Below are 14,832 nucleotides of genomic sequence, written 5' to 3' on the forward strand. Positions count from 1 at the left end.
GGGGAGGGGCGATGGTGGCGGCATGGAACTGGATGATGACGCCTGCTACCGCGCCTTTTCGATGCGCGACGCCCGATTTGACGGACGGATCTTCGGGGCCGTGCGTACGACGGGAATCTATTGTCGGCCAGTCTGTCCGGCCCGGACCCCCAAGCGCGAGAACATAGCCTTCTATCCCTCGGCGGCGGCGGCCCAGGAGGCGGGCTTCCGGCCCTGCCTGCGCTGTCGTCCGGAGACCTCGCCCGATCTGGGCGCGTGGAACGGAACGTCCAACACGGTCTCCCGGGCCATGTCCCTGATCGAGCAGGGCGCCCTCGACGACGGCGATGTCGAAGCCCTGGCCAGCCGACTGGGTGTGGGCGAAAGGCAGCTTCGGCGGCTGTTCCGCCAGCACCTGGGCGCCTCGCCGGTGGCTGTGGCCCAGACCCGCCGGGTTCTGCTCGCCAAGCAGCTGATCCACCAGACCCGACTGCCCATGGCCGAGGTCGCCCTGGCCTCGGGGTTTGGCAGCGTCCGGCGGTTCAACGAGACCTTCCAGCACCTCTACCGCAAGCCTCCGGGCGCCCTGAGGCGCACGGAGGGCGCCGAGGTTTCAGCGGCGGCCGGAGCCGGCGCGACCCTCAGACTGCCCTACCGGCCCCCCTATGACTGGGACAACATGCTGGCCTTCCTGACCTTCCGGGCCATTCCCCATGTGGAGCGGGTGGTGGACGGCGCCTATGTCCGGACCCTCTGCGTCAATGGCGAGACCGGTGTGGTCCGGGTCGCCAAGGGGCCCGGGGACGACCTTGCCGTCACCCTCTGGTTCGCCAGGGTCCAGGTCTGGCCCGCTGTCATCGCCAGGATCCGCCGGGTGTTTGATCTGGCCGCTGATCCCGACCTGATCGGCAGGCACTTATCGGAGGACCCCGAACTGGCGCCCATGGTGGCCCGCCGTCCGGGCCTGAGGGCGCCCGGCGCCTGGGACGGGTTCGAGCTTGCGGTCCGCGCCGTACTGGGCCAGCAGATCACCGTGGTCGGCGCCCGGAACATCGCCGGACGGCTGGCGGAGTCCTATGGAGAGGCCGTGGACCTTGAAGCGGCGCAGGCCTTTGGCCTGACCCGGCTGTTCCCCACGGCCGCAGCCCTCGCGGCCCTCGATCCGGAGGCCCTGCCCATGCCCAGGGCGCGGGGCAGGGGACTGATCGCCATGGCGGGTCTGGCGGCCGGCGATCCCGACCTGTTCGGGCCTAGGCGCAGCCTTGACGAAGCCGTCGAGCGCCTGGTCGCCCTTCCGGGTATCGGTCCCTGGACCGCCCAGTACATCGCCATGCGCGCCCTGCGCGAGCCTGACGCCTTCCCCCATGCTGACCTCGGCCTCATGCGGGCCTTTGAGGATGGTCAGGGTCGAAGGCCCAGCCCCAACGAACTCCTTGTCCGGGCCGAGCACTGGCGTCCCTGGCGGGCCTACGCCGCCTCTCACCTCTGGGCGCATGACGCCGCAAAAGATCAGAAGACTGGAACCGCCAATGCTGCCTGAAGCCTCCCGCCCCGCCAGCCTGCGCCTAGATCGCCGACAGACCCCAGTGGGTGAAGCCCTGATCGTCACCGATGAGACCGGAGCCCTGCGCGCATTCGATTTCGCCGACTATGAGCCCCGCATGCTCAGGCTTATGGCCCGGCATTATCCGGGTCAGGCGATTGTGGCAGGCGTCGCGCCGAAAGCGGTCTCCGTCGCCGTCGACGCCTATTTCGACGGCGACCTCGACGCCCTGTCCGGGCTTGACTGGAAGACCAATGGCACGGAGTTCCAGCGGCGGGTCTGGGCAGGGCTCTGCACCATTCCTGCTGGCGTCACCCTCAGCTATCAGGGCCTGGCCCTCCAGGTGGGATCGCCCAAAGCCATGCGGGCGGTAGGCCTGGCCAATGGTTCGAATCCGGTGGCCGTCGTGGTGCCTTGCCACAGGGTGATCGGGGCTTCAGGCCGCCTGACCGGCTATGGCGGCGGGCTCGAGCGGAAGGCCTGGCTGCTGCGACATGAAGGCGCGGCCTTTACCGCCTGAGCCGCTCCTGCCGCAGTCCCGGCGACCAAGGTCTGCACAATCACCTGCTTTCCCCAGGATTTCACCGAGGAGTGCTTTTCCACAGGGCAATTCCTCGCTAAGCCTTTCCCCCAGAACGCGAAGATCGCAGAGCGCAATGGGATAGGTCGGCCCGCGAATGAAGATCAAGAAGGGGTATTCTCCTGTCGACTTCAACGCCCTGGCTGATGCTGCGGGTGAAGAGGGTCTGCGGGTTGAGACGCCGGCCGTCGACCGTGACGGGGACCTGGTGCTTGGTCCTGAGTCCGTCACCGAGGACCTGATCCTCCCAGACAAGCGCCCATCGGCGCCGCGCAAGCCCTTGACCTTTACCCGGGAAGCCGAGCCCGTCGCCGAGGCGTCGCCCAAGGCCCGTCCTGCGCCGCCGGTACGCGCGGCGGCTGAAACCTTCGAATCCTTCGGTCGCCGGCCTGCGCCGCCCAAGCCTGCCGAGCCTGAAGGCATTCCCTCGGGTTGGCCGATCTATGCGGTCGCCATTTTCGTATCGATCATCTGGGCCCTGGCCCCCATCGCCTTCGCCTATGGCTATCGCCAGGCCAAGGCGCCCTTCGACTTTGATCCCTTTGTCATGACCGTGCTGATCGGCATGGCCATGGGCCCGGCCGCCTTTGTCTGGTTCGCCGCCTATTCGATTCAGCAGGGCCGCAAGCTGAGCGTCGAGACCCAGAGGGCCAAGGCCTTTACCGACCAGATGATCGGCCCCAGCCTGGCCGCCGGAATTGACGCCGGACAGATTGTCACTGGCCTGCGCGAGGAAATCGCCGCCGCCGCCGCCGCCGCGGAAATGGCCCAGAAGTCCATCCTGGCCATGCGCCAGACCGTGGAGCAGGAAGCGACAGCCCTGGCGCAGTCCACAGACGACGCCGTGCTGGTGGCTGGAAACCTGGCCCAGTCCCTTGGGCAGCAGCGCAGTGAAATGGCCAGCCTGGCGCAAGCCCTGGACGGCCAGGTTCGCCAGATCGCCGAGACCCTGGCCCAGAACGCCGCCACCCTTGCCAGGGTGTCAGAGGAAGCCGACGCCCAGATGAAGGCGGCGGAAAGCCTGCTGGCGACGCGGACCGCCGAGCTTTCCACCGCCATGGTTGAGTCCGCCCAGACGGCCCGGGCGGCCGGAGAGGACCTGACCCGCCACATTGCGCGGATCGAGACGGCGGGCCTTGGCCTGACCGACCAGATCGAGTCCGCCCAGAAGGGCCTGACAGAGCAGAGGGCTGGCCTGGTCAGCGTCACCCACGCCCTGCGGGTCGATCAGGAGGCCTTCGCCGCCCAGGCCGAGAGCCATGCGGCCCAGCTGTCCAACTATCTCGACAAGGCTCGCATCTCCGCCACCGACATGGGCGACCGGGTCCTCCAGGGCGGCGAAAGCCTGAAGGAAATCGTCGAAGAGGCCGCCGAACAGTTCCGCGCCATGACCGAGGCTGCGCGCAAGGAGCGCGAGGCCTTCGCCCGGGCCAACCAGGACGCCCTGCAGGCCGTGACAGACGCTGCCCTGCTGGAACGCAAGCGGCTTGAGGATCAGGCCCGGGAGGCCGTCGATTCCCTGGCCCAGCTGGGCAACCAGTCGCGGATCCAGGCTGAACGCCAGATAGACTCCCTGCGCGACCAGGTGGATCGGCTTTCGGAATCCGCCTTTGTCGCCGGGCAGAAGGCCAACCAGGTCTTTGAAAGCCGACTGGCTGAAGCTCACGACCTCATTGACCGCTCCGCCCAGCTGGTCGAGCAGGCCGGCGCCGCAACGGCCCGCAAACTGGATGAAGGCGCCGAGCGCGCCAGGGAAACCCTGGAAGACCTGTCGGAAATGCTGGCCCAGATCGAGGGGCGCGCCGCCCGTCTGCCTGCCGCCGCCCGCGGTCAGGCCGAACAGGTCCGTCAGGCGGTCTCGGAGAGCATGGACGACCTGATCGCCCAGGCCCGCCGCACAGCCGAGGAAACCCAGGCCATTGACGCCGCCTTCCAGGACCGGGTGCGGCGAAACTACAGCATGCTGAGCGATGCGGTCCGGCTCATGGGATCGGTGGCGGGCGTGGCCAGCACAGCGCCTGTCCTGGGCTCTGAGCCCCTGCTGGAAGCGCCTGCGCCGACTCCGCCGCCCCGGCCCCGTCGCACACCGCCTCCGCCCCCGCCGGTCGAGATGGAGGACGACGCCCCGTCGCCTGAGCCGACGCCGCCCAAGCGCACGCGCCTGAAGCTGACCCCCACTGCGACCGAGGCGGAGTTCGACACCGCCTTTACGGCCGCCGGTGGCCGGACGACGGCGGCGCCAGCCAAGCCAAAGGCCACCCCCAGGACCTCCAAGCCCAGCCGGGATGAGTGGACCTGGAAGGATCTGCTGACCTCCATCGACAAGCCCAAGGCCGAGCCAGAGCCCCGTCAGGCTGACCATCCCCTCGGCCGCGAGCTTGAGGCCCTGGGCATTGACGCCAAGGCCCTGTTGCCGGTCCGGACAATCCAGGATGTGGCTGAGGCCCTGGCCGATCAGGATGCGGAAGCCGCCCACGACATCGTCAAGCGCGCAGCCCCGGCCGGCATCCGCCGCCTGGCCCGTCGCATGCTGCATGATCCCGACCTGCGCGGTCAGGCCCTGGACTTCCTGTCCGAGTCCCAGGACGCTCTGATGGAAATCCTGCAGAAGCGCGGCCCGGTCTCTTCGACCGTCGCCTACCTCAACACCGAAGCCGGGCGGCTCTATCTGCTGTTCGAAGCTGCCGCCGGGGACCTGGCCTAGGCCTTGTCCAGCTGGGCGTAACCCAGCTGCTCGTTCAGACGGTCCAGCACTTCAATGGCGGCGTCGGGCACCGGCGTGCCCGGGGTGAAGACAGCAGCGACTCCCATGTCCTTCAGGGGCGCGATGTCTTCCGGTGGGATGACGCCGCCGACCACGACGACAATGTCGGCCCGGCCCAGCTTTGCCAGCTCGTCACGCAATTCCGGCACCAGGGTCAGGTGACCGGCGGCCAGGGAACTGGCGCCGACCACGTGGACCCCCTGTTCGACCGCCAGGGCGGCGGCCTCAGCCGGGGTCTGGAAAAGGTCGCCGATGTCGACGTCAAAGCCCAGGTCCACAAACCCCGAGGCGATGACCTTCTGGCCCCGATCATGGCCGTCCTGGCCCATCTTGGCCACGAGTATGCGCGGCTTGCGGCCGTCGGCCTGGGCGAAGGCGGCGGTCATGGCCCGGGCCTTCTGACCGGCGGGCGTCTCGCCGGCCTCGCGCAGATAGACCCCCTGAACGGCGTCTGCCTTGGCCTTGTGCCGGCCAAAGACCTTTTCCAGGGCCAGGGAGATTTCGCCCACCGTGGCCTTGGCCCGGGCGGCGTTGACGGACAGTTCCAGCAGGTTGGCGTTTCCGGCGGCGCCGGCGGTCAGGGCGTCCAGGGCCGCCTGGACAGCGGCGGGATCGCGCTCGGCCTTCAGGCGGGCCAGCTTTTCCAGCTGACGCTCGCGCACGGCGCTGTTGTCGACCTTGAGCACGGGAATGATTTCGGCGGTGTCAGGCTTGTAGCGGTTGACCCCGACCACCGACTGACGGCCGCTGTCGATCCGGGCCTGGGTGCGGGCGGAGGCTTCCTCGATCCGCCGCTTGGGCAGGCCGTCTTCGATGGCCTTGGCCATGCCGCCCAGGGCTTCCACCTCGGCAATGTGCTGGCGGGCGCGGGCGGCCAGATCGGCGGTCAGGCGTTCCACATAGTAGGATCCGCCCCAGGGATCGACCACCCGGGTCTGGCCGCTTTCCAGCTGCAGGAAGAGCTGGGTGTTGCGGGCGATGCGGGCCGAGAAATCCGTGGGCAGGGCCAGGGCTTCGTCCAGGGAGTTGGTGTGCAGGCTCTGGGTCTGACCGCCCACGGCGGCCATGGCCTCGATCAGGGTGCGGGGCACATTGTTGTAGACGTCGCTGGCGGCCAGGCTCCAGCCGCTGGTCTGGGTGTGGGCGCGCAGGGCCAGGGACCGGCTGTCCTTGGGCGAAAACTCCTTGGCCATCATCTCGGCCCACAGCAGGCGACCGGCCCTCTGCTTGGCGATCTCCATGAAGGCGTTCATGCCGGCGTTCCAGAAGAAGGACAGGCGCGGCGCGAACTGGTCGACGGTCATGCCGGCAGCGACGCCGGCCCGCACATAGTCGATGCCGTCGGCCAGGGTATAGGCCAGCTCGAGGTCCAGCGTCGCCCCGGCTTCCTGGATGTGATAGCCGGAAATCGAGATGGAATTGAACTTCGGCATTTCGCGCGAAGTATATGAAAAGATGTCAGAAATGATCCGCATCGAAGGTAGTGGCGGATAGATGTAGGTGTTCCGGACCAGGAACTCCTTCAGGATGTCGTTCTGGATGGTCCCCGACAGCTGGGCGTGGCTGACACCCTGTTCCTCGGCGGCCACGATATAGAGGGCCAGGATCGGCAGGACGGCGCCGTTCATGGTCATGGACACGCTCATCTTGTCGAGCGGAATGCCGTCAAACAGGGTGCGCATGTCGAGGATGGAGTCGATAGCGACACCCGCCATGCCAACATCACCCTTCACCCGGGGATGGTCGCTGTCATAGCCCCGGTGGGTCGCCAGGTCGAAGGCGATGGACAGGCCCATCTGACCGGCGGCCAGGTTGCGGCGGTAGAAGGCGTTGGAGTCTTCGGCCGTGGAGAAGCCCGCATACTGGCGGATGGTCCACGGGTTGGTCAGGTACATGGTGGGGTAGGGACCCCGGGTGAAAGGCGCCAGGCCCGGATAGCCGGTGTCGCTCAGTCCCTGGACATCCTCGGGCCCATAGGCGGTCTGGACACTGATGCCTTCCGGCGTTTCCCAGGCTGCGCCAGGTGTGGCGGCAGGGGTCGCTGGCGCGGCGTCGAAATCGAGTTCGGCGAAGTTCGGGAAGGTGCTCATTTCACGCCCTCATAGGCTTGGGAAAGGCGGATCGGCGCAAGGGGCGGGCAATGGCTGTCAGGTCCGGGCAGGCGGGCGGACGGCACCTCGACAGCCTTGATGACCGGGTTATCGACCTCGACCGGGTCCTGGCCCATGGGCGGGAAGGCGGTGACGCCGACAATCTTCGGCTGGTCCGGGCGGGCGGCCATGGTCGCGGCCACATCCTGCGCGACCAGGCCCCTGGCGAGGGCTTCGATCAGGCCCCCGGCGGCTTCAATGGTCTGGAAGCGGGCCCAGGCGGCCCGGGCGATCTCGTCGGTCAGGGTTTCGACATAGCCCGACCCGGCGGCGGGGTCGGTGACCCGGCCCAGATGGGCTTCTTCCATGAGCACCAGCTGGGCGTTGCGGCTCTGGCGGCGGGCGAAGGCGGTGGGGCGGCCCAGGGCGTCGGTGAAACAGCCCAGCTGGACGGCGTCTGCCCCCCCGAGGGCCGCGCCCACGCCGGCGGCGGTCAGGCGAAGCATGTTGGTCCAGGGATCCTGGGCGGTCAGCATGCGATGTGAGGATCGGGCCTCGATACGCGCGATGACGGTCACCCCGCAGGCGGCGGTGAGCCGGTCCCAGATCAGCCGGGCGGCGCGCAGCTTGGCCAGGGTGGCGAAATAGTCAGCGTCGGCGCTGAGCCCCAGGACAATCCCGCCCCAGGCCTGATCCATGGAAAGACCTGCCCGGACAAGGGCCCTGGCATAGGTCACGGCAGAGGCGGCTGCGAAGGCCAGTTCGGCGGCTTCCCCACCGCCGGCTTCGTGGACAACCCGGCCTGAGGCCAGAAACAGGCCGGCCCTGGGGTGGATGTCGGCCAGCCGGCGGGCGACGGTCGCGGCCGATTCCAGATGGGCTTCCAGCGGTCCGGGACTGACGCCGGCTTTGGCCATGGCGCTTAAGGGGTCCATATGGAAGTTGAGTTTGGCCTGGGGCGAACCCTTGGCTGCAGCAGCCAGCCAGTCGGCGGCCTGCGGACCCAGGAAGCCGGCGTCGAGGCCAACCGGAGCGAACTCCAGCACCACGTCCTTCAGGGCGGTCGCCAGGTTTGCTGCAGACCCGATAGCCACGCCCTTTGCGCCGGACGGGTCTATGGCGATGACAGCCGAGGCGGCGCCGCCTTCCAGGTCCTTCAGCAGGTCGCGATTGGCCAGGGCCGGATCGGGCTGACTGACTCCGACCCTCAGATCCCAGGGTCGATCAGCATTGACCGGGCGCCCGGCGAACCTGGCGTGGGGGCCCTCAGCCGCATCATAGAGGGGCGCTATGGGCAGGCCCTCCGCCGTCGTGCGGGTCAGGCTTTCAACGGGTTCGCCCTTGAGGGTCTTTTCAACCAGGGCCCGCCAGTCCTGATAGGTGGCGGCGGTGTCGCTTGCTTGGGTCATGGGAGCGCAATTGGGCCGCGGGATGGGCGCCCGTCAAGATCACGTGGGGGCAGGCAGGCCTTGTCAGCGGGCGCGGTTCCCGTCATTGGGGCAAGGGAGACGTCTTTGCGGTCTGGAGCCCCCGACGCCCCCATGGATGAAATTCGCGTCGCCTTCGCCGGACACAGCCGTCCTGAGGATCTGGGCGACATCTCCGGCATTGATGCGGGTCTGACCCAGGCCTTTGATCTTGTGAAGGGTCTGGCGTCCCAGGGCGTCCTCCTGACCGGCCTGGCGGCAGGTGCAGACCAGCGGGCGGCCAAGCTCTGGACCCAGTCTGGCCTAGGCCGCATCCACGCCATACTGCCCCATCTGGATGAGGCCCTGGAGCCACAGACCGTGGATCTTGCAGCTGCGACCACCTGGCTGGACGGGGCGCGGATCGAGGCCGAAGGGCGTAATCCCCACCTCTCCCAGACTCGATGGCTGATGGAGGACGCCGATCTGCTGATCGCCGTCTGGACCGGTGAAGCCGGGCGGGGCGCGGGCGGCACGGCGGACGCGGTGCTGGTGGCCCTGCGCCGGGGCATTCCCGTGGTCTGGGTCAAGCCCGGCAAGAGCGCCGCCCTCAGCCTGATCCTGCCTGACGCCCTGGATGATGATTTCGGCTTTCTGGAATTTCTGGAGCAGTTGAAGCGTAACCGGGCGCCCCTGGTCCGGCCCGCCACACTGGAGACGCTTCGCGCCGCAATCGGTGAGCCTCCAGCCGGGCCAGCTGTCCTCGAGACGCCAAGTCGCGCATGGCCGGACAACCTGCTGGACGCCACCCTCTGGCGGACCTTCGAGATCTACAGCCGCATTATGGGCGGCGCCAGGATCAAGGGCGAACCACCGCGCCCCGCGCCTGAATCCCTCGCGGCGCAGGACGGGTTCCAGGCCCTGTCCGAAGCCTACGAGGCCGCTGACGCCCGGGCTGGGCGCCTCGCCGCAGTGCACCGCAGTCAGCAGGTCTTCCAGGCCGGAATGATGATCCTGGCTGCGGCGGTTGGCGCCAGCCCGGCCGTCTGGCCGCACATCAAGATCTATGCGGTCTATACCGAACTGGGCCTGGCCCTGCTGACCTTCGCGGTCTGGTTCACGGCGGTGCGCTCCGAGCGCAGCCGCCGCTGGGGCGAGGCCCGCCGCCTTGCCGAGCAACTCCGGCTGGAGCGCGCCGCCTGGGCCCTGGGGATCAGCACCCGGGACGAACGGCCTTCCCGGGAGGATGGCGGCGCCGTCCACACCGCCTGGGCCTGGCGACGGCAGGCGGGTTCGCCGGTTGGCAGGTTCGACGCCGAAAGGGTCAAGGCCTGGGGGGGCTGGGCCATGGATCAGCTGGTGGACGGCCAGATCCTCTATCATCGGGGACACGGCCATCTGAACCACCGGCTTTCCCACGCCTCGCACCTGCTGGAAAACCTGGTCTTCTGGCTGTTTGTCCTGCTGCTGGGCGGCTTCGCCGTCGCCTACAGTGTCGACCATGCAGGTCTCCCCCACTGGCTGGGCGGGGTGGTCATGCTGACCGGCGCCGTGGCGCCGGCCTTCGGCGCGGCGAGCCTCGCCCTGGAGGCCGCCCTGGCCTTCTCAGAGCAGAGCCGCCGCAGCGACCGACTGGTGCAGGACCTCAGTGCAATCGCCCGCCGCTTTTCACCCGACTCAGATCTCGAACGCCTGCAGCAGGCCGCCCGGGCGGCGATCCGCCTGCAGGTGAGCCAGGAAGACCGCTGGAGCGAAGACGCTGCGCACCGGCATCAGGTGCGGGCGGGCTAGGCGAGGCCCTTTACCCTGGCCCATCCCGAAATCGCCGTCGTCACGGCGTCCGGCGCATCATGCAGGACCCAGTGGCTGATCCCCGGCAGGCGGGCCAGGGTGAAGTCTTCCACAAAGGCCTCGTTACCCTCGGCCAATGACGCATCCAGGGCGAAGTCGGCGTCTCCCCAGACCAGCAGGGTGGGGGTTTTCAGCTTCTCCGACGGGAGCCGCGGGTTCGACAGAGTCACTGCATTGGCCCGGTAATAGTTGACCATGGCCGTGGCGGCCCCGGGCTTGAGGATGTTCCGGCGATAGGTCTCCAGGGCGGCCGGGCTGAAATTGGCCGACTGGCCGGCCAGAATGTCGGTCAGGCCATGGCCCTTGCGGGCCTTCAGCTGGGCCTCGGGCAGCCAGGGCAGCTGGAAGAAGGCCACGTACCAGGACTTGAGCTTCTGCCGCCAGCCGTCCTTCAGGACCGCATCAAACACGTTGGGGTGGGGGGCGTTGAGAATGATCAGCCCGTCAAGGGGAACCCGGCCGCTGAGGGCGACCTGCCAGGCGACCACCCCGCCCCAGTCATGGCCGACCAGTATGCGTCGTTTTGCGCCCAGGGCGTCGAACAGGGCGGCCACATCGTCGATCAGGTGCTGGGCCTCATAGGCGCTGCGATCGGCGGGTCGGTCGGTGTCGCCATAGCCGCGCATGTCAGGCGCCACAGCCCTCCAGCCCAGTCCAGCAAGGGCGGGCAGATGGTCGGCCCAGGCGATCCGCGCCTCGGGAAAGCCGTGCAGGCACAGGGCCACCGTGTCGCCGTCCCCGGCCTCGTCCAGGGCGAAGGAGAGGCCGTTTGCGGTAATGCGGCGGCTGGAGATCATTTGTGAGCCAGCTCCACCAGGGCCGCGACCACCGGCTCGCCGACGCTGAAATGACCCAGGGGCCGGAAGAGCCGCAGCTCGGCCTGGGGGATCAGGCTGGCCGTATGGTGGGCGGCGACGACGGGAACGATGGTGTCGCTCTCGCCGTGGACAATGATGACCGGGCATCTGACCTTGCCGACATCAAAGCTGACCCAGCCCACGCCGTCCGCGAGCCGGTCGTCCACATAAGCCTGGACGCCATTGGCGAACATGGCGGCGCGGCTGGCTTCGGCGCCGGCGGCGTAGTCCGGATGGGTCAGAAAGACCATGTCCGCCTCAGGCAGGCCTTCCAGTCCGCCCATCATCCTGCCTCCATCCTCGCCAAAGGTATCGGCGGCTATGGCCAGGGCGGCCTCGCGGCTGGGGGCGTCCCAGACCCCATGGGTGGTTGGGCCGGGCATGCTGGCCCTTGCCTCCGGATGGCGCATGTCGGTCATGGCGCAGCCCGTCACCACCGCCTTGACCCTGTCCGGCGCATTGGCCGCAACCGACAGGGCATAGGCCCCGCCAGTGGACATGCCGGCGGTCATGAAGGTGTCCACACCAAGGGCGTCGGCGACCGCCAGACAGTCTGGCGACCAGTCCGCGATGGAGCGACCGGTGTTGAGGCTCGAGAGGCCATAGCCCGGTCGGTCAATGCTGATCACCCGCAGGCCCAGGGCCTGAACCGCCACACCCGCCGCTGCGGCTTCCAGCCGGCTGCCCGGGCCGCCATGGCACCAGATCACCGGCGCATCCCCGGCCTTGCCATAGTCGCTGAAGCCGACCGTCCGGCCATCGGCAAGGGTCAGGGTCTGGTCGATCATGGCTTTCGTCCTGCAGAAGTAAGAGCTGATCCAAACCTATCATGGTCCGGCGGGAATGCGGCGGCTGTCCTCAAACCAAGTAGTATCATATACTCAAATACCCGCGTCATCTTGCCACATGCCCCGGGTTCAAGACACACTCTGAGTCGCAAGGCGGTCACCGGCGGTTGCGCGCCGCCAATTCTGCGGAGGTTTCGGGTGTCGGCCCTATCTTCAACCACAACTGACCGGGCTGTCCGCAGCCTTGGCGCCCTGCAGAAGTCCGCCTCGACCAGTCGTGTCCTCAATCTCCTGGCGGTCTGCAACAACCCGGAGGTCGATCCCGACTACCTGACCAAGCCCTTCTTCCAGAACCGCACCCTCAATGAGAGCCTTGTGCTCAAGCACAAGATCCGCCCGGACGAACAGTATGTGTTCAAGGGCAAGAAGCACGTCGCCACCAAGATCATCGTCCCCTTTGAAAAGTCAGACCTCCGGCTTGGTGGTCGATCCTTCTTCGTTGGCCAGACCGGCTGGCTGGACATGCTTCAGGGGCTCGCCCGGGACGGAGAGGATCTGGCGCGGGACATCATGCTGCTGGAGGCCCTTGAGGAACTGCCTTCCCTGGATCCCTTCATCCTGCGCGAGCATCTGCGTCGCCGGGGGTTCGACATATCCTCCAGCTATTTCGCCATTTCCGAAGCCGACATGGCCCGCATGCAGACCTTTGTGGGCGCCCAGATCTACAGGCTGATCGATATGGCGTTTTCCGAAAATGGCGAGGCCCGCACCGGAAAGCTCACCGCCGCCCTTCTGGGCAACAGTATTGACGAGCGTCTGGAACCCCTGCGGCCGGTCATGCGGCTTGACCGGGATTCCTTCCGGGAAGGGATCTTCAGCTGGAAGGGCTTCCTCTATTACAAATGGTCCCTCAGCGACATCACGCCCAAGCTGGCCAGCGTGGTGAAGGACCTTCCCGCCCTGCGCCCGTCGGGCCGCCGTGACCCGGACCAGCTGCGCTATATCGAGGAGTCCCGCAGCCGCATCGTCAAGGCGATAAAGCAGCGGAATTCAGAGGTCGCCGACGCCCTCAAGGTCTATGACGACGCCTATCGGGACCTGACCGAAAACGGCAAGCCCATGGCCTTCCGCGACTTCCTGCTGAAGTCGCCCACCATGTTCCTGATCCTGGGCGAACGGATCGGCGTCATCTCCCACATAGCCAGCTTCTGGCGCTATCGCTTCGCCGACCCCAAGGACCTGATCGCCCCGGTGGAGGAAATCTTCGACATCCTCCAGGACTTTGAAGGCAGCCTGATGTCGGTCGACGCGAGCGTCTGGGGGCGGGAGTAGGGGGGGTTACTTCCCCGCATCCACCGCTGCGACCACCGCCTTGAGCAGCTTGTCCCGGGTCATGCTGCGGACGGGGCTGGTGGCTTCAGGCCAGGCGCTGGAGGTGACGATGACCAGCTTGCGGGCGGCGTCAATGTGCAGGCGCTGGCCGAAAATGCCATAGCCGTCATAGGTGCCATCGTCATTGGTCCACCACTGATAGCCATAGCCGTGGCCGGGCTCGCCGGTTTCGGCCTGCTTGTGGGTGGCGTCCTTGATCCAGTCCTTTGGCAGGACGGGCTTGCCGCCGGCCATGGCGCCGCCGCGCATGAACTCGCCCATGCGGCCATAGTCTTTCAGGGTCATGGACAGGCAGCAGCCGCCGGCCTCCTGACCGCGGTCATCGATCATCCAGACGGCGTCCATTTCCATGCCATAGGGCCGCCAGATCTTTTCAGACATGTACTGGGCCAGGGTCTTGCCGGTGGCCGAGGTGACCAGGACGCCGATCAGGTTGGTCTCGCCGGTCTTGTAGACCCACTTGGTCCCCGGCTCTGCTTCCTGGGGCAGCTTGCGCATATAGCTGACCGTAGAGTCGACGCCCTTGTCGGGAACCACGGTGAACAGTTGGGCCACGTCGGACTTGGGGTCGGTATAGTCCTCGTTCCATCTGACGCCCGAGGTCATGGTCAGGATCTGGCGGACGCTGACCTTGTCATAGGCGCTGCCCTTGAGGCCCGGAATGTACTGCACCACCGGGTCGTCGATGGACTTGATGTAGCCGTCCCTGACGGCGGCGCCCACCAAGGTGGAGGTCACGGACTTGGCCACCGAGAAGGTGGTCCAGCGCCGTTCCGGGCCATAGCCCAGGGCATATTTCTCCAGGCGGATCTTGCCGTCCTGGATGACCAGTATGCCGGCGGCCTTTTCCCGGGCCATGTAGTCGTCAAGGCTGACCGGGCCGGCGCCCAGGTCGATGGTGACCTCCAGGGGTTTGCCCTTGGGCAGGGGATGGACCCGCTTGCCGCGCTTCACCGTATTGACGGCGAAGTGGTCCTCCATGGCCTGGAAGCCGGTTTCCTTCTGGGCCTGGCTCCAGAACAGGACGGCCGAGGCCGGGCCCGGCTTGGGCGGGGTCCTGGCGATGGCGGGAGAGGCGATCAGGGCGAGGGCGGCGAGGGCCGCCGCCGAAAAGGCGTAGTGGGTCTTGGACATGGTTTCCCCCGAATTTCGTTGCCGCTTGGCTATCCCGCCGAGGGGATTGCGGCAAGGGGGGCAATCAAGCCGGGTCAGCCTTCCGCCAGCCGAGCCAGCAGACGCCCAGCATGACGACATTGCCGACCAGATCGAGCATGCCGATTTCGGTCAGCATGGGCCGGACAAAATAGAACCAGGCGTCAAACCCGAAAAAGGGCAGGAGGCCGATCCCGTAGGCCAGGAATGTGGTCCGGGTAAATCTGGAAAAGGCCGCAAACAGGCCGGCGATCAGGGCCTGGCTGCCAAAGCACCCCACCAGGATCGGCACCAGGGGCGCGTCCGACTGGAATTCCGGCCGGATGCACAGGGCGACAACGCTCATGGGCGCAATCAGACACCAGCCGCCCAGGATGAAGAAGACCGAGGCGAGGAGGAGTTGAAGCTGGCGCGTGGTGACGGACATGCC

Annotated in this window: 11 protein-coding genes; 5 read left to right on the top strand and 6 right to left on the bottom strand. The window is 67.3% G+C overall.

All coding sequences use genetic code 11. The features are described from left to right. Positions 1-22: 22 nt before the first annotated feature. From CFE28_06400 to CFE28_06410, 3 genes are all read left to right on the top strand, one after another. Positions 23-1,519: a 3-methyladenine DNA glycosylase 2 gene (locus tag CFE28_06400; protein ID OYU69663.1), complete on the top strand. Its 1,497-nt coding sequence runs from the start codon at positions 23-25 to the stop codon at positions 1,517-1,519. Next, a complete protein-coding gene (locus CFE28_06405; GenBank protein ID OYU69664.1) occupies positions 1,509-2,042 on the top strand; it encodes a methylated-DNA--protein-cysteine methyltransferase in 534 nt (177 codons plus the stop codon). The genes CFE28_06400 and CFE28_06405 overlap by 11 nt, the downstream gene beginning before the upstream one ends. Positions 2,043-2,199: 157 nt before the next feature. Beyond that, positions 2,200-4,806 (top strand): hypothetical protein, encoded by a 2,607-nt coding sequence (locus CFE28_06410; GenBank protein OYU69665.1) that lies wholly within the window; start codon positions 2,200-2,202, stop codon positions 4,804-4,806. Here the strand turns inward: CFE28_06410 and CFE28_06415 are convergent. After that, positions 4,803-6,956 carry a methylmalonyl-CoA mutase gene (locus CFE28_06415; GenBank protein ID OYU69666.1) on the bottom strand — a complete coding sequence of 718 codons (2,154 nt, stop codon included), beginning with the start codon at positions 6,954-6,956 and terminating at the stop codon, positions 4,803-4,805. The two genes, CFE28_06410 and CFE28_06415, sit on opposite strands and share 4 nt — an antisense overlap. Next, positions 6,953-8,365, bottom strand: a complete 1,413-nt coding sequence (locus CFE28_06420) for a methylmalonyl-CoA mutase (GenBank protein OYU69667.1) — start codon at positions 8,363-8,365, stop codon at positions 6,953-6,955. Before CFE28_06420 ends, CFE28_06415 begins: the two co-directional genes overlap by 4 nt. Before the next feature lie 132 nt (positions 8,366-8,497). On the opposite strand from CFE28_06420, the gene CFE28_06425 reads away from it, so the two are divergent. Next, positions 8,498-10,153, top strand: a complete 1,656-nt coding sequence (locus CFE28_06425) for a hypothetical protein (GenBank protein OYU69668.1) — start codon at positions 8,498-8,500, stop codon at positions 10,151-10,153. On the opposite strand, the gene CFE28_06430 is transcribed toward CFE28_06425, so the two are convergent. Further along, positions 10,150-11,010 (bottom strand): epoxide hydrolase, encoded by an 861-nt coding sequence (locus CFE28_06430; protein OYU69669.1) that lies wholly within the window; start codon positions 11,008-11,010, stop codon positions 10,150-10,152. The two genes, CFE28_06425 and CFE28_06430, sit on opposite strands and share 4 nt — an antisense overlap. Next, positions 11,007-11,858 carry a hypothetical protein gene (locus CFE28_06435; protein ID OYU69670.1) on the bottom strand — a complete coding sequence of 284 codons (852 nt, stop codon included), beginning with the start codon at positions 11,856-11,858 and terminating at the stop codon, positions 11,007-11,009. Before CFE28_06435 ends, CFE28_06430 begins: the two co-directional genes overlap by 4 nt. A 198-nt stretch (positions 11,859-12,056) precedes the next feature. On the opposite strand from CFE28_06435, the gene CFE28_06440 reads away from it, so the two are divergent. Next, a complete protein-coding gene (locus tag CFE28_06440) occupies positions 12,057-13,190 on the top strand; it encodes a hypothetical protein (protein OYU69671.1) in 1,134 nt (377 codons plus the stop codon). Positions 13,191-13,196: 6 nt separating this feature from the next. On the opposite strand, the gene CFE28_06445 is transcribed toward CFE28_06440, so the two are convergent. Both CFE28_06445 and CFE28_06450 read right to left on the bottom strand, forming a co-directional pair. Further along, the gene (locus CFE28_06445) at positions 13,197-14,384 is read right to left on the bottom strand and encodes a serine hydrolase (protein ID OYU69672.1); all 1,188 of its coding nucleotides are present in this window, start codon (positions 14,382-14,384) and stop codon (positions 13,197-13,199) included. Positions 14,385-14,448: 64 nt separating this feature from the next. Continuing rightward, entirely contained in the window at positions 14,449-14,829 is a 381-nt protein-coding gene (locus CFE28_06450; protein OYU69673.1) for a hypothetical protein, read from the bottom strand. Positions 14,830-14,832 lie beyond the last annotated feature (3 nt).

It is taken from the genome of Alphaproteobacteria bacterium PA2 (genome assembly GCA_002256425.1).
GTDB lineage: Bacteria > Pseudomonadota > Alphaproteobacteria > Caulobacterales > Caulobacteraceae > Phenylobacterium.

Bases quoted from the DNA above. Each gene is read 5' to 3' on its own strand.
- CFE28_06430 (OYU69669.1), bottom strand. From the start codon at position 11,010: ATGATCTCCAGCCGCCGCATTACCGCAAACGGCCTCTCCTTCGCCCTG.
- CFE28_06400 (OYU69663.1), top strand. From the start codon at position 23: ATGGAACTGGATGATGACGCCTGCTACCGCGCCTTTTCGATGCGCGAC.
- CFE28_06425 (OYU69668.1), top strand. From the start codon at position 8,498: ATGGATGAAATTCGCGTCGCCTTCGCCGGACACAGCCGTCCTGAGGAT.
- CFE28_06450 (OYU69673.1), bottom strand. From the start codon at position 14,829: ATGTCCGTCACCACGCGCCAGCTTCAACTCCTCCTCGCCTCGGTCTTC.
- CFE28_06445 (OYU69672.1), bottom strand. From the start codon at position 14,384: ATGTCCAAGACCCACTACGCCTTTTCGGCGGCGGCCCTCGCCGCCCTC.
- CFE28_06410 (OYU69665.1), top strand. From the start codon at position 2,200: ATGAAGATCAAGAAGGGGTATTCTCCTGTCGACTTCAACGCCCTGGCT.
- CFE28_06415 (OYU69666.1), bottom strand. From the start codon at position 6,956: ATGAGCACCTTCCCGAACTTCGCCGAACTCGATTTCGACGCCGCGCCA.
- CFE28_06405 (OYU69664.1), top strand. From the start codon at position 1,509: ATGCTGCCTGAAGCCTCCCGCCCCGCCAGCCTGCGCCTAGATCGCCGA.
- CFE28_06420 (OYU69667.1), bottom strand. From the start codon at position 8,365: ATGACCCAAGCAAGCGACACCGCCGCCACCTATCAGGACTGGCGGGCC.
- CFE28_06435 (OYU69670.1), bottom strand. From the start codon at position 11,858: ATGATCGACCAGACCCTGACCCTTGCCGATGGCCGGACGGTCGGCTTC.